Source organism: Streptomyces sp. Ncost-T10-10d, from assembly GCF_900091955.1.
Classification (GTDB): Bacteria; Actinomycetota; Actinomycetes; order Streptomycetales; family Streptomycetaceae; genus Streptomyces.
Genome location: NZ_FMDF01000129.1, coordinates 1 through 19,868 on the forward strand (window position 1 = coordinate 1; position 19,868 = coordinate 19,868).

A 19,868-nucleotide genomic window follows, 5' to 3' on the forward strand; every position below is an offset into this window, starting at 1 on the left:
GCTGAAGCTCGTCGCACAAAAACGACCAGACGTGGTCGTACCCGTCTTCCATCTCGCCGCCCAGCTCACCGGCGGGCTCCGCTCGCGCGGCGCACTCGCGGCCCCGAGCGCTGTTGTCATCACCGATTTCGCTGTTCATCGTCAATGGCTGCATCCGGGCAACGACCTCCATCTGTGTCTCACACCCGATCTCGCGCACCAGGTCCGGCGAGCGGTACGGCGCCCGGCTGTCACCTCCGGCGCTCTGGTGGCACCCCGGTTCCACGCCCCGGCGCCCACGGCGGCGGACTGGCGGCGGCTCGACTCGCCGGACCGTCCGCCGGTGCTGATCTCTACGGGGGCCTGGGGGGCAGGCGCCCACCTGGCACAGACCACGCGGCTGGTGGCTTCAGCGGGCTACAGACCAGTCGTGCTCTGCGGCACGAACACCCGCCTGCGCAGGGACCTGGCACGCATCGCCCATGCCGATGCCAGGGGCTGGGTCGACGACATGCCAGGACTCATGACGGCCGCCCGCGCGCTCATCGACAACGCGGCAGGCCAAACAGCGCTCGAAGCGATGGCCGTCGGATTGCCGGTGGTCAGCTATCGGCCCATTCCGGGGCATGGCAGAGAGGGCGCCCGACGAATGGCCGAGCACGGTCTCACCGACTACGCACCGGACCCTTGGGCGCTGATCCGGGCCCTGGACAACCTGACCGCTTCGGGCCCGGCGCGCGAGCGGCGCATCACCACAGCCCGCAGCCTGTTCTCCGGCGCGGGCGTGCTTCCTCTCGAAGCTCTGGTCCGACCGGGCTGAACGGCCCGTCGGGAAACAATGGCCCGCCCCTCGTTCGTGGCAGGGGCTCGTAGGTTTCCGGTCCGGTGTCAGGTGCCGTACCACGTGTGCGAAGCCCGGTTCGGCGTCGGCCAGGTCTTGGCGATCGTGCAGAGTCAGGAGACTGAACCAGGCGTCGAGATCGGCCGCGAGGTTGCAGGCGAGCATCCATCCGGTGTTGACCTGTCAGGACCTGGAGGGCAGGTTCGCCAGGCCCATCGCCTTGTTCGGCGGCCTTCAGCCGGACCTGCCGCCTCAGGCGGATGCGTCGCCCGCTCGGCCCGGACCGGGTCGCTTCGCCGTCCCGCCCAGTGTGTTCCTCGGACGCTCCCTCTCCTGCGAGGCCGCCTCCTCGAGTGCGGTCAAGGTCTCCTCCCTGACCCGCATTCCGGCCGCGTCGCGATGCGCCCTTGCCGTGGTGGGGTCCCCTCTGACCGGCGACATGTGGTGAAGGGGTCCGACAGGTCCAGTCGCTCCCGTACTTCGGGATCCACCCACCGGTTTCCGTGGAATGTGGGCTGAACGCCGCGACGCCGGTCCCGGCTACGCGCCTCCGCCCCGAGACGACGCCCGGTCGGGTGTCGCGACAGACATCCCGAGCGGGCGGGCCAGGCCGATCACCCCTTCGTCCAGGCGTTGCAGATGCCGCAGGACACGGTCCGTGACGCGGTCGTGCCGGGGGGAGCCGGGCTTGTCCGTCTCCAGCATGGAGGCCAGGCTCGCGCCGGTCTCCACCACGCCGTCGCTGTCGTCGCCCTCGACACGCGCGACGAGGACGTCGATGTTGTGGGCGATGCGCCGGCCTGCTCCCTTCAGGAGGGGGTCCGCGGCGACGCTCTTGCTGTGCGGCAGGAGTTCGGCCGTCGCCGCCAGAGAACGCGCGTGGTAGGCGCACGTCTCCAGCAGCGCCACGACATAGCGAGCGGTCTGGCGGCGGGTCCGCAGCGGGGTGATCGGGTGGGTCAACGGCTGTGTGGAGGACCGCAGATCGTCCAGTGCCGTATCGAGATCCCGGGCCATGTCCAGCAGATCGAGCGCGGGCCCGCCGCTCAGCTGCTCCACTGCGGCATCGGTGACGTCACCGAGCCGGGTCAGTACCGTGCCGAGGAGTTCGTCGGTACGGCGATCGGTGTGCACCGGCAGGACCACGGCGGCCGCGATCACACCGCAGGCGGCGCCGAGCGCGGTCTCCTCGATGCGCAGGACGAGCACCGTGGAGCTGTAGGTGTTGAGCAGGGTGTACAGCAGTCCCAGTGCCGCCGTGACGAAGAAGGACATCAGGGCGTACGACAGCGGCGCGGTGAAGAACATGGCGAAGATGAACAGCAGCACGAGTGCGAATGCCGTCCAGGTGTGGTGGCCGACCAGGCCCGCCAGGCCGACACCGGCGACGACGCCGAGAACCGTGCCCAGCAGCCGACGGTAGCTCTTGACCAGGATCTCCCCGGTGGACGCCGTGTTCAGGAAGACGACCCAGCAGGTCAGCACCGCCCAGTACCAGCGCTGACTGGAGAGGAACTCCCCGCCCACGATGGCCAGCGCCGAACCCACCGACACCTGGACCGCGGCACGGGTCGTGGGACGCTCCAGTCCCTTGCGGACATCCTTGACCGGCTCGGTCTCCTCGGCGTGCGCGATGGCGACGTCCTCGGCGTCCAGTTCCTCGCGGGAACGCGTGGTCGCAGGTGTGTCGTCGGACTCGTCCTGGGGCCCGTCGAGGGCCAGCCGCAGGCCCATGACCGCGCGCGCTGCCTCCCCGATGCCGCGGAAGACGTCCTGGACGGGGGCCGAGGCGCGCGGCAGATGCTCCTCGTCCCGATAGCCGAGCAGCCGGTTGCGCAGGTGGGCCACCGCGGCGCCGCGATTGTTCGAGGCCGGGCGGGCGACGAGCAGGCGCAACGCGTTGAGATCACGTCGCAGCGTCGCGGTGATGTCGCCCTGTTTCCGCAGCTGGTTGCCGGGCGTCGGCACGGGCGCGTGCGGCAGATGAAGCGTGAGCGTATCGGCGCGTTCGGAGCTGCGCGCGGTGAGGATGAGTACGCCGAGCCGCTCTGCGGCGATCTCGGCGTCGGCGACACGGCGCTGAACGAGCAAGGCGGTGGCGCTGTCGCTGGTGCCCTCCTCCAGCCGCCCCTGGATCATCATCGCGCTCTGGTGGAGGCGCGCGGTGTGCCGGCGTACGTCCTCCAGCGCCTTCTCGACGTGGTCCGGCCCGGCGTCGAGCAACTCGATCTGGGCGGACACCAATTGAGCGAGTCGGGCGCGGAAGGCCTCGCGCAGTCGCAGCAGAATGCGTTCGGGAGTCTCAACAACCAGGCCGAACCGTACGACCGCGCTGCAGATGAACGCGACGACCAGTGTTCCGCACAGCCCCGGCAGCGAGGAGACCGCGGCCCTGACGAACAGGGACACGAAGTAGATCTGAAACCCGATGAGTCCCAGGGCCGTACCGCGATCACCGAACCGGCGGCTGTAGACCGCGGCGAAGATCAAGGCGAGGAAGAAGAGGTCGCCCGCGACGACCTCGGTGCTCAACAGCGCTCCCAGCGACATCGCCACGAGCGCCACGGGCAGGCCGAGCGCGAGCGTGATGGCCTGTTCGCGCCGCTGCTTCTCCTTGATGGCGAAGGTCGCGACCATGGCCGCGATGGCACCGGCCACCATATGGCTCACATCGGCCTTGAGCAGCGCCAGGACCGCGAGCGTGAGTGCGATGGCGCCGACTGTCCGCAGGCCGGCCATCAGCCGCAACAGTCCGGGGTCGGAGGCCGAGAACCGGTCCCAGATCCTTGTCCGGCCGGCCCGTGTCACTGTCTTCACCCTGCCGCTTTCCCCGCTCGCCGCCATAAACCGGAAGTTCCAGCATGGCACGTGTCGACGCCCTGCCCTGCCCTGCCCTGACCCCGCCGTCCCGCGGGACAAACGCCACCCTGCACACGATCTACCGGTCCGTCGGCGACGTCCGGCCAACCACGGACGTCCTCGCGCTGATTGAGGACCGCGTGACCGACTGAGCTCGGTTCGGGGGTGGGCGGCTGTGTGAGGAGCTGGACCGGAGATCGATGACATATGCCCGCCGAACCGATCCGCCTCCCGTGTGACGGGCATCCGGGAAGAAAGTTCACCCGCTGCTCCCGCCAGGCGGGAGGCAGTACTGATCGGCCTTCCCTTGCAGATCAGAGCCGTGTGGCGTGGTCTCCACGATGGATGTCGCCAAGATCAGCGCCGGGCAGATGTACCGGTACCACGTGCGTCGGGCGGTTGTCGGTGACGGCTGCCGTCCGCTCCGCACGCCGCCGCCGGACGCCCAAGAGGAAGCCGGTGTCCTGCCAGGCGACGGATGGGCCGCGGACCGGCCGTAGTTGGTCCGGTGGCGGGGGAGGAGGTCACCGAGCAGCGGCTGCGGGACCCGTTTGGGGAGGTCCCTGGCGTGCTCCGGTCGTCCGCATCCGGCTCCGATCGCTCGCCTCTGGTGCTGATGGGCCACGGTGGCGGCACGCACAAGAAGGCACCGGAACTGGTGGGCCGTGCACAGCGCCTTGTGACCAGCCGCGGTTTCAACGTCGCCACCACCGACGCGCCCGGCCCCGGCGGCCGGCTGCGCACGGCGGACGACGAGCGGGAGATCGCCGCGCTCCAAAAGGCGATGGCGGCGGGCGAGCCGGTCGGCCCGATCGTCGGCCGGTACAACGCCCACCTGGCAGAGCGTGCCGCGCCGAAGTGGCAGGCGACCGCATGCTCCAGCTGCGCGGCTGACGGCTATCGACGCTGCTCCCAGTTGGCCCGGACAAGGGCGTATTCGACCTCGCCATGCTCGGAACCTGCGATTGCCTCCGGCCAGTCCCCGGTGAAGTTCCGGAGGAACGACAGGCCCGCCTTCTCCATCACACGCCGGGATCGCGTGTTCACTGCCATCGTGTTCGCGGTGACCCGTTCCACTCCGAGGTCTGTGAACCCTTTGCCGATCAGGGCCCGCGATCCCTCCGTGGCATGCCCCTTGCCCCAGGCGGCCTTGTTCAGCCGGTAGCCGAGTTCGACCACGAGCGGGCTGTGGTCGTCAAGGGGGCGGAACTCGAACCAGCCCAGGAAGGTCCCGGTGTCCTTCTCATCAGCGGCCCAGTAGCCACGGGTACCGAAGCACGGATAGTCGTGGAGGAGCCGCGGCAGGGTCTGCGCCTGGATCGTTCGGCGGCTTGTCGGCCGGCCGCCGTTGATGAAGCGCATGACGTCGGGGTCGTTGTCCAGTGCGAACAGGCGGTCGGCGTCGGCGTCGGTGTCGGCGAACGGGCGCAGCACAAGCTGTTCGGTTTCCAGGAAGACATGCATGCCGTGATCATCACCACCGGCAACTGCACCCGCCATCGAATATTCCGGGCAGGCCGGTGGGGGGGGGGCCGGTTCACGCAGCGAGGGTTTCGGGGCGTTTGGCGAGGTGCCCGCGTTCGAAGCGGGCTCAGGCGCCGACGAGGGCGACGAGGTGGGGTGCGTTCACGGCCCGGCACCGGTTGCTGGGCGGACTCGACGAGCTTGAAGACCACAGCCAGGGCCGCCGCGCGGCTACCGACGCCCTGATCCACAGTTCTGTGCGCAATGCGAACCGGATGCGGCCGAGAGAGAATTGATGTGTGGCTATAACACTGAATCCCCCAGGGGAGACACCACCTGCCGAGGGCTCCATCAGTGAAGCCCACCAGGAACGCGCGGACGGAGGCATTTGGGAACACCCCGCCCTATGGGCAGGACTCGTTTTGCTGGGATCGGTCATCTTTGCCGCATTCTTCATCGCGCGGATCTTCGGCTACGGATGACCATCCCCAGCGACGGCCTGTGACCTGGGCATCACCTGGACTCCCCGAGGACGGGTCGGTGGTTCCAGGTGGGGCCGGGCTGCGGCCCAGGGGCGTGAGGCGGCTTGTTTCATCAGGAATATCCGGACGAGAGTCAAACGCCTGTATCGTGCACCGGAATCCTGCCGGTCTGAACGTACGCAGACTGAACGTACGCAGAGAGCCGGTCCCGGCAGCAGTTCGCGGGCGGGGCCGGTGCGGGGTCCTGACGGGCCGCACCGGCCGGATACGAAGCGGGCCCGGTGTCCAGGGGCGTGGGCCGGGTCAGCCGACGGCGGGTGCGGTGCCGAGGAAGCCGGCGAGGGCCTCCAGCAGGCGGTCGACGTCCTCGTCGTTGTTGTAGGGGGCCAGGCCGATCCGCAGTCCGCCTTCGTCGCCGAGTCCGAGCCGGCGGGACGCCTCCAGTGCGTAGAAGGACCCGGCCGGGGCGTCGACGCCCCGCTCCGCCAAGTATCGCGATGCGGCGGCGGTGCTGCGGCCGGCCAAGGTCAGCAGCAGGGTGGGGGTGCGGTGTGCGGCCCGGGAATGCACAGTGATGCCCCCGAGACCGGCGAGTCCCTGTTCGATACGGGCTCGCAGGGCGTCCTCATGCGTCTCGATCGCCATGAAGGCGGCGAGCAACCGTTCCCGCCGGGTGCCGTCGGCCCCGGGGGCCAGTGAGGCGAGGAAGTCCACTGCCGCGCCGGCCCCGGCCAGGAGTTCGTACGGCAGAGTGCCCAGTTCGAAGCGCTCGGGAACGGCATCGGTGGAGGGTCGCAACTTGTCCGGCCGCAGCGTCTCCAGCAACTCCGGACGGCTCGCCAGCACGCCCAGATGCGGGCCGAGGAATTTGTACGGCGAACAGACCAGGAAGTCGGCGCCGAGGCCGGGCAGGTCGACGGCGGCGTGCGAGGCGTAGTGCACCGCGTCGACATGCAACAGGGCTCCTGCCCGGTGCACCAGGTCGGCGAAGGCGGGAATGTCGGGGCGGGTACCGATGAGGTTGGACGCCGCGGTGACGGCGACCAGACGGGTGTGCGCGGAGAGCACGGCGGCGATGTCATCAATGGTCAGCTCACCCGTGGCCGGGTCGAACTCCGCCCATCGGACCGTGGCGCCCACGGCCTCGGCCGCGTGGATCCAGGGCCGGATGTTGGAGTCGTGGTCGAGGCGACTGACGACCACCTCGTCGCCCGGGCCCCAGCTCTTCGCCACGGTGCGGGACAGGTCGAAGGCGAGCTGGGTGGAGCTGCGGCCGAACACGATGCCACGCGGATCGGCGCCCAGCAGGTCGGCCAGCGCTCGGCGGGCGCGGGTCACGACCGCCTCCGCGTTGCGCTCGCCCTCGGTGGTGACCCCCCGGTTGGCCAGCGGGTTGGCCAGCGCGTCCGCGATGGCGTCGATCACCGGTTGCGGTGTCTGGGTGCCGCCGGGGGCGTCAAAGCGGGCGGAGCCGGCCTTGAGGGCGGGGATCCGGGCACGGACGGCGCTGACGTCGAAGGTCATGCGTACTCCTGGAGGCGAGAGGACGACGTGGGCGCCACAGTACGGAAACCGGGAGTCCTGCCGAGCGCGGGGCTGCCGTACGCGGGTACGACGGGCTCACCGCCGCCGAGGCCGCGCCGTTGCCGGGCACAGCGGGTCGGGGCGGGTCGGGTCGCCTGAGTGGAGTCATGGCCGGGCCGGGTGGCGTCAGCTCAGTCCGGTTCGGCCGGGCGAGGTGGTGTCGGGCCGGGGCATGTCGAGCAGACCGGCGCGATGGTGTGTGCTTCCCACTGTGCCGGGAAGCTTCCCCGGGAAGCTCCCGAGCGCCGTACGGTGCGCCCGGCTCAAAACCAGCGGCATACGTGGAGCGCAGCGGCTTGCGTCTCGCGATCAGCAGACGCAGCGTCGACGCGGCCGCAGGGCGTACCCGCGTCGTCCCATCCGCAACCGCTGCACCTGGTCACAGCCAGGTGCAGCGGTTGGGAAGGTCAGATCCGTGTGGTCTCCGCACCAGGTGCGTGCGCTGTCGGTTCGAGCTTCTGCGCCCGGAGTTCGCTGACCTCAGCCTGAAGATCGGTGAGTTGCCGGTGAAGTGCCTGAATCGCCACGATCGCCACGCCGTTGGCATCGGTGCAGCAGATCGTCTTGTCGTCGGCCCCCAGGCCGAGGTGGGTCTGCCAGTCCTGTGCCATCGGCCCCAGGTGACGCACTTCGTCGTTCTCCCACCGGTATCGCCATGTGCTCACCGGCAGACGGACCACTCGGGCAAGGACATCGAACCCGTTCACGCCGTCACCCGCCTCGGCGACCGTTTCGCCGGAGGCCGTGGACGTCATTCCGGCGGGAGTGGGTGTGTCGGGGTGCAGGCGCGCCCGGTAGGCCCGAATGCCGGCGGTCCGGGCGCGGTGGAGGCGTTCGGTCAGCGATCCCATCGCACCGGGCTCACGCTGGTCTTTACGGCCCGGTCGGAGAACAGCAGACTGCCCAGCGGGACGAACTGAGAGGAGGCCTCGGGGTCGTCGCCGACGGGGGCAGTGCTCTGCTCCACCGCCCGCACCTGCGCGGGCTCGGCGGCCTCGGCAGCCGAGGCTGCGCCCAGGCACACCGACACGGCGGCGATCGCAGCAGAGGACACGGCGGCAAGTCGGGTAGCTGCGGTGAGAGACATGAAGCACGCTCCGAGTTGGTCAGGGATCGGATCAAGCAGGTAACGACACCGCCCCCCGTCGGTCACGAGCTGCACGACCAGACGTTGACCGGACCCAGGTGTGTCTTCATCTCCCACGACCTGGCCGTCGTCCATCAGATCAGCGACGACGCGATCACGATGTCCGACGGCCGGGTGGTGGAACGCGGCCTGACAGCGCAGCTCCTGCGCGCGCCGGGAACGGACTGCACCAAGGCCTTGCCGGCCGCAGTACCCCACCCGGGCTGGAAGCCGCACCGGAAACCGCCGCTGAAGCGCCCGCGCCGGGCGACCCGGCCGTTGTGGTCGTTGCGCTGATCCACCGGTCGCGTCAACGCGTGGACCGGGCGCCCGGACAGAGGTTCCGTCCGGGCGCCCGGTCCGTAGTGATCAGTGGCGCAGGTTGAGACGGTGCACGCCGCCGTCGACGGTGCCGACGTAGAGCGTGCGGCCGTCGGGGCTCGCGGCCAGTTTGGTGGTGTCGGTGTTCTGAAGGCCGGTGGAGATGTTGTGCCAGGTCAGACCGTGGTCGGTGCTGCGCAGTACGCCGCGGCCGCCTTGCAGGAGGCCGCTGGCCCCGGACCTGGTGGTGGCCGCGTAGAGCGTGTCCTTGACCCGGAGCAGGTCGGAGACATGGATCGCCAGAGCGCCGGTGTCCGCGGTGCGGAAGGTCCGGCCGCCGTCGGTGCTGACGCGGACACGCTCACCGCCGATGACCATGCGCCGTCCGCCGAGGTCGATCGCGGTCACCGGGCCGTCGGCGACCTTGGTGACGGTGACCCCGCCGTCGTCGGACCGGTAGAGACCGGCGGTGTTGCCGAGCCACAGACGCAGCGGATTTGCGGGGTCGCCCGCGATGGTGTCGAAGGAGCGCTCGTGGTAGAGGTTCTTCCACGTCGCGCCGCCGTCACTGGTGGCGAACAGCCCTTGGCCCAGAAGGCTTCGGAAACTGACCATGATCCGGTTCGGGTCCGCGGGGTGGACCAGGAGCGCCGTCGGCACCTCCGATGAACTGCCCCTCTCCTCCCAGGTGGCACCGCCGTCTCCGCTGCGCTCGACGGTGAATGAGCCGAACGCGGTACGCCGCACCTTCCAGACCACCTTCGGATCCTTGGCCGACACGGCAAGCTGCGGAACAGTCACGCCCCTCATGCCCTCGCCGCCCGACTGACCCCATTCCGGGCTCGCGACGGGAAGGGCGGTGCGGTAGACCGAGCTGTCGGTGGCGGCGAGCAGATGGCCTTCACTGACAGCGAGATCGTTGACGGTCAGCCCCTGGACACCGATCCGCCGATATCCGGTGCCGTCCGCGGCACCCCGATAGAGACCGTCCTGCTCGCTGGAGACGGTGACGGAACCGTCGGCCCAACGGTCGTAGTCCACCGGTACCGCTGCGCGCGACGGCGCGGCGGCCGTGGTCCACGTCCGACCGTGGTCGCGGCTGAGACGGCCGCTGCCGGACAGCGTGCTCAGGTACAGGTCGTCACCCGAGATGGTCAGGCGGAGGCCGCCCTCCGTCATGGACAGCAGGGTGGTCCAGGTCTCCCCGCCGTCACGGGAACCGACAACTCCCCGGCCCGGGACATACACCGCCACGACCGAGGCGTCGGCGGCCAGCCCGCCGACGCCCCCGCCGGACGGGGCGAAGAGCAGGCGTGCCTCGCCGGGGTTGCCCGAGCCGATGCCGGAGCGGGCCCAGACGCCGTGATACGTCGTCATATAGAGGGTGTCACCGGTGACGGCGGCGGCGGTGATGCCGCCGGTGACGCCGGTCGGATATGTCATCCAGTGGTCGCCCGCGTCCGTGCTGACCAGCAGCGCGTCCGACGTGACCGCGACCAGGGTGCGGGTCCGTTCATCGGCGGCGAGCGCCACGATGCGGGTGTCCGGGACGTCGAGCGTGCGCCAGGTCCGCCCGTTGTCTTCGGTGCGCAGGATGGCGCCGCGACGGCTGCCGTCGTGAACGCTGTTCACGGCGTACCACCAGCGGTCGGGATTCTTCGTGTCCACCACGAGCGGACCCGTGCCGTCCGCGACCGGCAGTCGGCCCAACTGGCGCCAGGAGGCACCGTTGTCGGTGGTCAGCCAGGGAGCCGCCTTCTGGTACTGGGTGAGGACGGCCTGCTTCGGCCGACTCGGCGAGACGGCGACCGAACCGGCCTCGCTGTTGGGGCCGACCGGCTCCCAGCGGTCCCCGCGACTGTCGACCGGAGTGACCTCGAAGGCGCCGGCGCCGGTGAGCCGCTGCCCGGTGCCGGCGGTGCCGCGTACCGAGACCCGGTAGGCGCCGGCCACGCTGCCGGTCACCTCGGCCCGGTAGTAGCCGCTGGCGGGATCGAGCGTGGAAGTGACGTCGACGGACTTGCCGCGCGGCGGGGTGACGGTGACGACCGGCGGTGCGGCCAGCCGGGTCGGCGGGGCGATGTGCACAGTCGAGTGACCGTCGCTCGGGTCGGGTGCGGCCTGGACCGCCAGATACCGGACGGCGAGCAGATAGGGCACCCTGATCGCCGGTCCCCGGTCGGGAGTCGCCGTGAGACGGCCGCTGATCTCGGTGTCGGCCGCCGGTCGGGCGACGCGCAGCGAGACCGTGACGGTCGCGGTCCCCCCGGCCGGTACGGTGACCCGCTTCGCCGAGACCGTGGCCGGGCCGTCGGCCCGCAGCGAGGTCGCGATCGGCCGCTTGCCGGAGTTCCGCAGCGTCACCTTCGCGATGCCGCCGACCTGACGCCGGGACAGATCGGCGAGTCCGAACGACACCGACGCCGGCGAGGCGCTGATAGCGGCCGAGGCGGCCGCGGCCACATCGAGCCGGCCCGAGCCCTGCGTCGTGGGCCCGCTGCCGCTCAGCGGCTTCGCGGTGCCGACCAACGCGGCCTTGATCTCGGCAGGCGCCCGGCCGGGATGCAGCTGGCGCAGCAGGGCCGCCGCGCCGGCGACGTGCGGGGCCGCCATCGACGTACCCGACATGCGGTACTGGCCTGGCCCGTACAGCGACTTGGGCACGGTGGAGCGGATCTCCACGCCCGGTGCGACCAGATCGGGCTTCAAACCGAAGCTCTGTGCGGGACCGCGTGAGGAGAACGAGGCGATCCGGTCGGTGGTGTCGGTGCCGCGCAGCGTCACCGAGACCTTCCCGGCGGCGAGTCGGGCGCTCAACTCCGTGTACTGGGTCGAGTCGATGCCCATGACCACCAGGTGGTCCATGCGCAGCGAGTCGCCGGAGGCGTCGATCCGCGCGGGCGACGACGGCACTTCGGTCACTCCCGGCTCAGGGTTCACCTCCGGCGGCCGCACCCCGCCCGGCGCACCGGCGACGAACACCGGGCCGTCGTTGGAGGGCAGGCCGGCCAGCACGGCGATCGCACCACGCTTCTCCGCCTCGCGCGCCCACTCCACGGCGCTCGCCGTCAGGTACTGGGCGCTGGAGGCGACGAGCATCTGCGCCCGTACGATCTTTCCGCGTACGTCGCCGACCCGCTTCCAGTCCTCGGGGGTTCCCTCGCCGACATCGACGAGCGGCGCCGTGACGGGGTGCTCCGGCGGGTTCGCGGACAGGATGCCGCGGTAGCTCTGGATCAACTCGGGTTTCTTGCCGGCCAGATAGGCACTGGGCAGCCGTAGATTGCTCGTCGACGCGCCGACCGAGAGCACACCGTCGGCCGTGCCGGGACTGCTGACCGTACCCGCGCCCGGCCCGTCGTTGCCGGCCGCGGCCACCACGACGACACCGGCTCGCACGGCCGCGGTCGCGGCGCGGCCCAGCGGATCGGTTCCGTCGCCCGGGCCACCGAGGCTCATGTTGATGACATCGGCGCGGTGCGGGTTGGCCGGGTCGGAGGCCGCCTCGATTCCGGCGATGATGTCCGACGTGTATCCGGAGCCGTCGGCGTCCATCACCTTGTAGGCCAGCAGATTCGCGCCGGGCGCCACGCCGGTGACGCCGCCCTTCTCAGCCGCCTTGCCCGCGATGATGCCGGCGACATGGGTGCCGTGGCCGTTGTCGTCCATCGGATCCGCGTCACCGTTGACGAAGTCGTGCCCGCCGACGACCTTGTGCCCCTTGCCGAGTCCGCGGCCCAGGTCGGGATGGGTGTAATCCACACCGCTGTCCAGGATCGCGACGGTGGTTCCCTTGCCTGTGACGCGACTTCCGGCCGGGTCCTTGCGCTGCCAGACGTTGGGTGCGCCGATCAGCGGCACGCTCACGTCCGTCTTCGTCAGCACCCGGGTGTCGGGGCGGACGGCGCTGACGCCCGGCAGCGACGACAGCCGCCCCACCTCGGACGCGGGCACCGTCATTGCCACGGCATCGATGAGCAGACCCAGTTTGCGGGTCGCCGAAGGGTGCAGCCCGGCGCTCCTTGCCGAGCCGAGGAACGTTTCCTGCCGCGCGTCGAGGGCGCGGCGGGCGGCGCCGACGCCGCGGGCGGCCTCGGCGGACAGCAGCGATCCACCGGGCGCGGCGGTGACCGCTGGGTTCCCGGACAGTTCGACGAGCACTCGTTGCGACGGGTCGGGCGTGGACGCGCCGGCGGCACCTGGTGTCGCCGCCAACGTGCCGGCCAGAACAACGGCGGCGAGGGCGGCATGACGCGATCTTCGTGACTTCATTGCCATGCGTAAAGGTCCTAGTGGTGAGGGCACTTGCCGCACAACTGATCTACGTGGCCCATTGCTGCCGCTGGCACAATTGGGCCACCATCCGTCCATGACTCCCGAGACACCACAACTCACGGCGGCAGGCATCGATCCGTTCGACGAGAGCGTCTACCGCGCCGTCCTGACCCGGCGGACGGCGGCGCCTGCCGAACTCACCTCGGATCTCGACTGTTCGGCCGAGCGCGTCGCCAGGGCGCTGGACCGGCTCCGCGACCACGGGCTGGTCGGCCGGCTCGCCGGCTCCCGCCGCCGGTACGCCGCGATCGAGCCTGGTGCCGCCGTCGAGGCGCTGGTGCGGGCCAGAAGCAATGAGCTGGAGCGGGTCCGTTCGGCGGCCGACGAGCTGTCCCGGCTGTTCGCCGCCGCGCGCACCGGCGCGACCTATGAGGACGAGGTGGAGATCACCACCGGCAGCGAGGCGCTCGGCCGCTGGTTCGTCCGCCTTCAGCAGGAGGCCCACGAGGACGTGATGACCCTGGACCGGCCGCCGTACGCCCTGACCACCTCCAACCCGGTGGAGGCGACGGCGCTCGGCCGCGGCGTACGGTACCGCGCGGTCTACGCCCCCGAGGCCCTGGAATGGCCGGGCGTCCTCGACGACATCCGCGAGCTGGTCCGGCACGGCGAACAGGCCCGCGTCCTGCCCGGCCTGGGCATCAAACTCGCCATCGCCGACCGCAAGCTCGCCCTGATGCCGCTCTCCCTCGACCTCAACGACGTCCGCGCCGCGGTGATCCGCCCGTCCACCCTGCTCGATGCCCTCACCGGCTACTGGGAAATGTGCTGGAAGCAGGCCCTGCCCCTCAACGCTCCCGCCGAGGACCCCCTCGGCGAGGAGGACCGACTCGTCCTCACCCTCCTGGTCAGCGGCCTCAAGGACGAGGCGATAGCCCGCCAACTCGGCTGGTCCGTCCGCACCATGCGCCGCCGCATCAGCCGCCTGCACGACCTACTCGGCGCCGCCAACCGCTTCCAGGCCGGAGTGATCGCAGCTCGTCGCGGCTGGTTGTGAGACAGCACGACGGCAGCGGATGGGGCGTCAGTAAGTGGGTGTGGGCGGGTGCGCGGGTGCGCCATCCCGATTACTACCGGGCACTGGTGTGTCTGTCGCGCGACGGTGGTGACGCCGTTGCGGTCCGCGGGTTCGACCTCGCCGACCGGGCTTTCGTCTATGGCGGGTCCAGGGTGGGGGAGGCGAAGACGCAGACCGGATGGATCGGCGTCCGCACCGTCGTCATCGGCACGGACTTCGGGCCGGGCTCACTGACCGACGCCGGCCATCCCCGTACGGTCGCGGGTGGCGACGCGGCACCCCGCTGGAAGCAGCCGACCTGGTCTTCGAGGCCGAGACAGGAGATGTGGCGGCTTGGGGCCGACACGACACGACACCACACCACACCCGGTTTCGAACCGGACTTCGTCTCCCGGTGGCTGGACTTCTTCCGCAGCGAGATGTACCTCCTGAACCCGGGCGCCACGCTCGACAAGGTCGACGTTCCCGACGACTCCAGTGCCTGTACCCATCTCCGGCATCCGATCGTCACCTTGAAGTCCGACTGGCTCGGACAGCGGGTGGGCTCCCTACCGGCGTTCGACTTCGATGCCTTCCTGGCGGGTGACCGCACCGCAGACGTGCTGTACACCCGGAAGAGTGAACGGCTCTGGCCCGGCACTCCTGGACCCGCCACCATCTGATCCTTGAGACGTTGCGCAACGTCAGCACCCGCATCGGGATCCGCTGGTACCGCGATCCCGACCGTGATGCGAAGGCGCTGCTGAAGCTGTTCGCGCGACGTCTTGCTCTACTTGCTCGTCGGCGCCGCTTGCTGCACGACCTCGAAGGACCACAGCGTGGACCCGCTCGCCGCCGGCTTGGGGCGCTCGCCGCTCTCCGCGCCACCGCTCTGGTGGGCAGCCTTCATGGGGCCCTCCATCCAGGCATGGAAGGACTCCTCGTCACGCCACCGCGTGTAGACGAGGTAGTTGTCGGTGCCTTCGACGGGGCGGAGGAGTTCGAACCACTCGAACCCGTCGGAGTTCTCCACGGCATGGGCACGGGAGGCGAAGCGCTTCTCCAGTGTCTCTCGTTGCTCGGCGGGGACGGTCAGTACGTTGATCTTGACTACGCTCATGGCTTCATCCTGCCGCATGGCGGTCGGCAGGTCATGTTCGGACCCTGCTTGCCGGCCGACTCGGTCGCGCTGGAGGCCCGCAAGGGCGCCCAGACCGAGACCGGCCCCGCAGCAGGCTGAGCCGTCTGGGCCGCCGTGGCGGCCGTGGGACGAGGCGGAGGCGGCGGCCGACGGCGTGTGGGCGCCGATGCATTCCCCGTCCTTCATGCCGTCCGAGGGTGGCCGGGCGCTTGCGTATACGTGCGCCATGTCGCGCTCAGCGGTGCGGTGACCGTCGGACGGACAGGACCGCGACGTCGTCGTGCCGGCCGCCCTCTCCGGCGAACGCGCGCGTCGTCGTAGAAGGCGTGCGGCAGCTCGATGAGGGAGAGCGACGCGCGCTCGGTGAGGCGTTCGGTGACGGGGGCAGTACGTGCCGTCGGCGGCGCGGGTCTCGGTGAGTCCATCGGTGGTCAGCAGCAGTGTCGCGCCGGGTGGGAAGGCGAACCAGCCGACGGTCGCGGGTTCGGCGAGGCCGAGGGAAATGCCGGAGCCGAAGGTCGGCGTGATGACGGTGGCGTCATGCAGCAGCTGCGGCGCGACCTCGTGACCAGTCCCGGCTCGGCAGGCTGCCCGGCGCATGACCTCAGGTGAGAAGCCTGGACAGCCGGGCGGCTTGCCGCTCGGCCGTTCCCGGCGGGTTGCGAGGATGCCGAGGGTCGTCGAAGGACAAGAGGAACAACCACACGAGCGCCAGCAGCCTGCGACATTCCGGCAGCCGCGCGCGTTCGGCGGCGTTCAGGTCGAACAGCTCCGGGAATGCCTCGACATCGAGGGGCGGGCCCACCCAGCTGGCCACGTGTTCCGTGATCTCCGCCAGCTCGAAGGGCCGGTCGCTGAGACCGGAGTCCTCGAAGTCGACGACCCGCACGCGAGTGCCGTCCCACAGATAGTTGGCGAGGTTGCCGTCCCCCGGGCCAAAAACCATCGGGACGTCCGGCCTGCTGACTCGTTCCATGCGTGAACGGGCCAGCCATTCAAGGCCGCGGTCCATGGCCTCGCCCACCTCACCGCTGACTCGTGGTCGGGCCTGTGGCGCCCAGGCGCGGATCTGGGCGATGAGGTGATGCTGCCGGCCAGGCCGGGCGGGGACCTCGGCCAGGACATCCGCCGGCACTGCCGCATATAGCTCGCTCGCTGCCGCGGCCAGAGCCTTGAGCTGCTGATCGCTGAGCGGCTCTCCCCGCAGCGGCTCACCCGGCAGGCGCGACATCACCACCACCGGCTCCTTCGCCGCAAGGTCCGCGCGTCGAGGGACCGGGGCCAACCCCGGCGCATGCGCGGCGAGCAGCGTCAGCGCACGCCACTCCCGCTTGGACTCTTCACGGCTCTCACGCCGGAATCGCTTGATCACGCTGTCGGACCGGAGCTCGACAGTGTGAGTACTCCATGGAACAGAAGTCATGAGACGCGATCTTCCCAGCAGCCGCATGGGCACCGCCGCCTCAACCCCTAAATGGTCACTCGCAGTTGCTGAGGAGATTGCCGTCGGTCTCCGAGCCGCAGGTATGGGCGTTGAGGTCGAGCACCTCCACATCAATCGACCCATCACCCCGAGGCCGATCACGGGGGAGTAGCAGCCCGGAAGGCGAAGAGACCCGGCCATTTTCTGTTCCGGCTCATCGTTCCGACGCCCACGGTTCGCCGAGTGTTGCGGTCACATCGCTCCAGTCGGCTCCGCTGAACACCGGGCCCGGTCGGCCCGTCTTCGCCATGTCGGTCAGGACATCGAGTATTTCCACGGGCTGAGCCTGACAGGTGCCCCTGACCAGCAGTCCAGTGGTTTCGGGGTCAGCCCGCTGCGGCCTGTTCGACCGAGGGAGGGACGCTTCCGCCCCGATCGAAGGCCGCAGAGCCGCAGATGCCACGCGTCGACGGCGGTTGCGGCGGAATATCCGGCTGATGGCGATGCTCCCAGGCCGGCTGCCCGAGCCCGTCGCGCAGCCGGCCCGCACCATCGCGGCGAACCGCAAGGGACACGCAACCAGCGGCGCCCTGGTGCCGTCTCCATGGCTGGCATGTCCAGCCAGTACGGTGCCGGGAAACCGAACGGCAGGTCCTCGGTCGGTGTCGATGGAGCCAACTCCAGGCTGTCGACACGTGCGGCCTGGTCGGCGGCAATGGCGACGGCGGCTTCGAGGTCAGGGCCGGGTACACGGTGGACAGGCAGCGGGTGACCCGGACGGCGGCGTGATGCATCGGCTGAGCGTCCCCGGCCAGGATCACCAGGCCGGCAAGAGACGGTTCGGCGGCTGCTGCGCGCGGCGCCGCCTTGCCGCCCATGCTGTGCCCCAGCAGGAAGACTCGCCGACGACCAGCGGGGGGCGTCGGCGGGGGAGAGGCCGGGGCGCGCAACTGGTACCCGTCACGTAGTCGAAGGCTGCGGTATTCATGGAGCTGCCTTCGGCCAGTTCTGGGAGCAGACGGCGGGGCCGCCCCGGCGTCCGGTCAGCGGGTGGCGAGGAGCTCGAGCGTGTCGATCACGCGGTTCGAGAAGCCCCACTCGTTGTCGTACCAGGCGACCACCTTGACGTGGCGGCCGTCGACGCGGGTGAGGGCCGAGTCGAAGATCGACGAGGCGGGATTGCCCGTGATGTCGGAGGACACGAGCGGGTCGTCCGAGTACTCGAGGATGCCGGCGAGCGGCCCCTCCGCCGCGGCGCGGTACGCCGCCAGAACGTCGTCGCGCGTCACGTCGCGGGTGACGGTCGTGTTGAGTTCGACGATCGAGCCCACCGGAACCGGTACGCGGATCGAGTCGCCCGCCAGCTTGCCATCGAGGTTCGGCAGCACGAGGCCGATCGCCTTGGCAGCGCCCGTCGTGGTCGGCACGATGTTGACAGCGGCGGCGCGGGCGCGGCGGGCGTCGCGGTGCGGGCCGTCCTGCAGGTTCTGCTCCTGCGTGTAGGCGTGCACCGTCGTCATGAAGCCGTGCTCGATGCCGGCGAGTTCGTCGAGGACCGCGGCCAGCGGCGCAAGCGCGTTGGTCGTGCACGAGGCGTTCGAGATGATCGTGTGCGCGGCCGGGTCGTACGCGTCGGTGTTGACCCCGAACGCGAGCGTGACATCGGCGCCGTCCGACGGCGCACTGACGAGTACCTTCTTCGCACCTGCGTCGAGGTGGGCGCGGGCGGCCGTGGCCGACGTGAAGCGGCCGGTCGCCTCGAGCACGATGTCGACGCCGAGCTCGGCCCACGGCAGCTGCGCCGGTTCGCGCTCAGCGAGCACCGTGATGCGACGGCCGTCCACGACAAGAGCTTCCCCGTCGACGGTCACCGGGCGACCGAGCCGGCCGGCCGTCGTGTCGTAGGCGAGCAGCCGCGCGAGGGTGGCGGGCTCCGCGAGGTCGTTGACGGCGACGACCTCGAGGTCGCTGTCGCGTTCGAGCAGCGAGCGCAGCATATTGCGTCCGATGCGGCCGAACCCGTTGATGGCGATGCGAGTCATGAGTGGTGTCCCTTCGGTTCGCCATCAGGTTCGCTTGCGGCATCCGCCCGTGACAGCGGCGTGAGTGCCAGGGCTCGAAAGGATCGCGCCACGACGGCGGGCTACTCGCCCTGCGCGAAGGTGCGCCGATACTCGCTCGGCGTGGTGCTGAGGATGCGCTGGAAGTGGAGCCGCAGATTCGCACCCGTGCCGAGACCGACATCGGCGGCGATCTGTTCGACGCTCCGCTCCGAACGCTCGAGCAGCTCACGGGCCACGTCGATGCGGGCACGCATGACCCACTGCATCGGCGTGTACCCCGTGTCTTCGACGAAGCGCCGCGAGAGCGTGCGCGGCGACACCGCCGCGTGCCTGGCGAGCACCTCGAGGGTCAGGGGCTCGCCCAGCCGGTGCAACGCCCACTCGCGGGTGGCGGCGAACCGCTCGCCGAGCGGCTCGGGCACGCTGCGTGGCACGTACTGCGCCTGACCGCCGCTGCGGTAGGGGGCCGCGACCAGGCGCCGGGCCGCGTGGTTCGACGCGGCCACCCCGAGGTCGCCGCGCAGAATGTGCAGGCACAGGTCGATGCCCGAGGCGGCGCCGGCCGACGTCAGCACGCTGCCCTCGTCGACGAACAGAACGTTCTCGTCGACCTGGACGAGCGGATGCCTCGCCGTAAGTGCGCGCGTGTAGTGCCAGTGCGTCGTGGCGCGCTTGCCGTCGAGCAGCCCCGTGGCGGCGAGCGCGAAGGCGCCCGTCGAGATGGCGGCGAGCCGCGCGCCCCGATCGTGGGCCGCGATCAGCGCGTCAACGACGGTCTGCGGCGGGTCGTCGCGGTCCGGGAACCGGTAGCCGGGGATGAAGACGATGTCGGCCCACGCAAGCGCGTCGAGGCCATGAGTGACGTAGTACGACAGGCCGTCGCCGCCGGTCACGAGACCGGGTGCGGCGCCGCATACGCGCACCTCGTACGGCATGCTCGCGCGGGTCGTGAACACCTGCGCAGGAATGCCGACATCGAGCGGCTTCGCGCCCTCGAGCACAAGGACGGCGACGCGATGCAGGCGGGAGGCGGGCACGGGAACAGAGTACGGGGGTGTGGGGCCGGCCCGTTCATCCCTACTGATGGCGCTGGGCATCGTCGTGTCCCGGGTCACGGGACTCATCGGGCAGGTGCTGCAGGCCGCGCGCTGGGCACGGGTCTGCCGGCCAGTACCTGCACAACGGCCAACACGGTGCCGACCAGCACCAGATGCTTCGAACTTCGGCACGTGCATCGGACGCACCCAAGGTCG

The 19,868-nt window shown here is 70.3% G+C and carries 17 protein-coding genes and 2 pseudogenes; 7 read left to right on the plus strand and 12 right to left on the minus strand.

The window, feature by feature from the left end:
• On the plus strand, positions 1-799 hold a 799-nt coding region (locus GA0115254_RS20340), incomplete at its 5' end, for an MGDG synthase family glycosyltransferase (RefSeq protein ID WP_107451360.1).
• A gap of 561 nt (positions 800-1,360) precedes the next feature.
• Here the strand turns inward: GA0115254_RS20340 and GA0115254_RS20350 are convergent.
• Positions 1,361-3,664 carry an FUSC family protein gene (locus GA0115254_RS20350; RefSeq protein WP_093896709.1) on the minus strand — a complete coding sequence of 768 codons (2,304 nt, stop codon included), beginning with the start codon at positions 3,662-3,664 and terminating at the stop codon, positions 1,361-1,363.
• 17 nt (positions 3,665-3,681) lie between these two features.
• On the opposite strand from GA0115254_RS20350, the gene GA0115254_RS44610 reads away from it, so the two are divergent.
• Positions 3,682-3,831, plus strand: a complete 150-nt coding sequence (locus GA0115254_RS44610) for a hypothetical protein (RefSeq protein ID WP_176740207.1) — start codon at positions 3,682-3,684, stop codon at positions 3,829-3,831.
• Between the two features lie 745 nt (positions 3,832-4,576).
• Here the strand turns inward: GA0115254_RS44610 and GA0115254_RS20355 are convergent.
• Positions 4,577-5,143: a GNAT family N-acetyltransferase gene (locus tag GA0115254_RS20355; RefSeq protein WP_093896710.1), complete on the minus strand. Its 567-nt coding sequence runs from the start codon at positions 5,141-5,143 to the stop codon at positions 4,577-4,579.
• Positions 5,144-5,442: 299 nt separating this feature from the next.
• Between GA0115254_RS20355 and GA0115254_RS46290 the strand changes: the two genes are divergently transcribed.
• Positions 5,443-5,625, plus strand: coding sequence for a DUF6480 family protein (locus GA0115254_RS46290; protein ID WP_093896711.1), 183 nt, complete (start codon positions 5,443-5,445; stop codon positions 5,623-5,625).
• A gap of 303 nt (positions 5,626-5,928) precedes the next feature.
• On the opposite strand, the gene GA0115254_RS20365 is transcribed toward GA0115254_RS46290, so the two are convergent.
• The 3 genes from GA0115254_RS20365 to GA0115254_RS20375 all read right to left on the minus strand — a co-directional run bounded on the left by GA0115254_RS20365 (position 5,929) and on the right by GA0115254_RS20375 (position 8,296).
• Entirely contained in the window at positions 5,929-7,149 is a 1,221-nt protein-coding gene (locus tag GA0115254_RS20365; RefSeq protein WP_093896712.1) for a cysteine desulfurase-like protein, read from the minus strand.
• Positions 7,150-7,616: 467 nt separating this feature from the next.
• Positions 7,617-8,060, minus strand: a complete 444-nt coding sequence (locus tag GA0115254_RS20370; protein WP_093896713.1) for a tail fiber domain-containing protein — start codon at positions 8,058-8,060, stop codon at positions 7,617-7,619.
• On the minus strand, positions 8,048-8,296 hold the full coding sequence (locus GA0115254_RS20375; RefSeq protein WP_093896714.1) for a hypothetical protein: 249 nt from the start codon (positions 8,294-8,296) through the stop codon (positions 8,048-8,050). The genes GA0115254_RS20370 and GA0115254_RS20375 overlap by 13 nt, the downstream gene beginning before the upstream one ends.
• A gap of 84 nt (positions 8,297-8,380) precedes the next feature.
• On the opposite strand from GA0115254_RS20375, the gene GA0115254_RS20380 reads away from it, so the two are divergent.
• Positions 8,381-8,632: a hypothetical protein gene (locus tag GA0115254_RS20380; protein ID WP_176740208.1), complete on the plus strand. Its 252-nt coding sequence runs from the start codon at positions 8,381-8,383 to the stop codon at positions 8,630-8,632.
• 72 nt (positions 8,633-8,704) lie between these two features.
• Here the strand turns inward: GA0115254_RS20380 and GA0115254_RS20385 are convergent, their stop codons facing one another.
• Positions 8,705-12,934 (minus strand): S8 family serine peptidase, encoded by a 4,230-nt coding sequence (locus tag GA0115254_RS20385; RefSeq protein ID WP_176740209.1) that lies wholly within the window; start codon positions 12,932-12,934, stop codon positions 8,705-8,707.
• A gap of 91 nt (positions 12,935-13,025) precedes the next feature.
• On the opposite strand from GA0115254_RS20385, the gene GA0115254_RS20390 reads away from it, so the two are divergent.
• Positions 13,026-13,988 (plus strand): helix-turn-helix domain-containing protein, encoded by a 963-nt coding sequence (locus tag GA0115254_RS20390; protein ID WP_176740210.1) that lies wholly within the window; start codon positions 13,026-13,028, stop codon positions 13,986-13,988.
• A gap of 56 nt (positions 13,989-14,044) precedes the next feature.
• Positions 14,045-14,671: a prolyl oligopeptidase family protein gene (locus GA0115254_RS20395; RefSeq protein WP_141720875.1), complete on the plus strand. Its 627-nt coding sequence runs from the start codon at positions 14,045-14,047 to the stop codon at positions 14,669-14,671.
• 107 nt (positions 14,672-14,778) lie between these two features.
• On the opposite strand, the gene GA0115254_RS20400 is transcribed toward GA0115254_RS20395, so the two are convergent.
• From GA0115254_RS20400 to GA0115254_RS20420, 6 genes and pseudogenes are all read right to left on the minus strand, one after another.
• A complete protein-coding gene (locus GA0115254_RS20400; protein ID WP_093896753.1) occupies positions 14,779-15,108 on the minus strand; it encodes an antibiotic biosynthesis monooxygenase family protein in 330 nt (109 codons plus the stop codon).
• A 396-nt stretch (positions 15,109-15,504) separates the two neighbouring features.
• A pseudogene (locus tag GA0115254_RS47685) lies at positions 15,505-15,729 on the minus strand (SpoIIE family protein phosphatase); the annotation flags it as partial.
• Positions 15,730-15,733: 4 nt separating this feature from the next.
• Positions 15,734-16,579 (minus strand): phosphotransferase family protein, encoded by an 846-nt coding sequence (locus GA0115254_RS20410; protein WP_370740908.1) that lies wholly within the window; start codon positions 16,577-16,579, stop codon positions 15,734-15,736.
• A gap of 187 nt (positions 16,580-16,766) precedes the next feature.
• Positions 16,767-16,889: a hypothetical protein gene (locus GA0115254_RS46295; protein ID WP_256102698.1), complete on the minus strand. Its 123-nt coding sequence runs from the start codon at positions 16,887-16,889 to the stop codon at positions 16,767-16,769.
• Positions 16,890-17,595: 706 nt separating this feature from the next.
• Positions 17,596-18,594, minus strand: a complete 999-nt coding sequence (gene gap, locus GA0115254_RS20415; RefSeq protein WP_093896718.1) for a type I glyceraldehyde-3-phosphate dehydrogenase — start codon at positions 18,592-18,594, stop codon at positions 17,596-17,598.
• A 101-nt stretch (positions 18,595-18,695) separates the two neighbouring features.
• Positions 18,696-19,652, minus strand: coding sequence for a GlxA family transcriptional regulator (locus tag GA0115254_RS20420; protein WP_093896719.1), 957 nt, complete (start codon positions 19,650-19,652; stop codon positions 18,696-18,698).
• Between GA0115254_RS20420 and GA0115254_RS47690 the strand changes: the two are divergent.
• Positions 19,582-19,820, plus strand: a pseudogene (locus tag GA0115254_RS47690) (murein biosynthesis integral membrane protein MurJ); the annotation flags it as partial. The gene GA0115254_RS20420 and the pseudogene GA0115254_RS47690 sit on opposite strands and share 71 nt — an antisense overlap.
• Between the last annotated feature and the right edge of the window lie 48 nt (positions 19,821-19,868).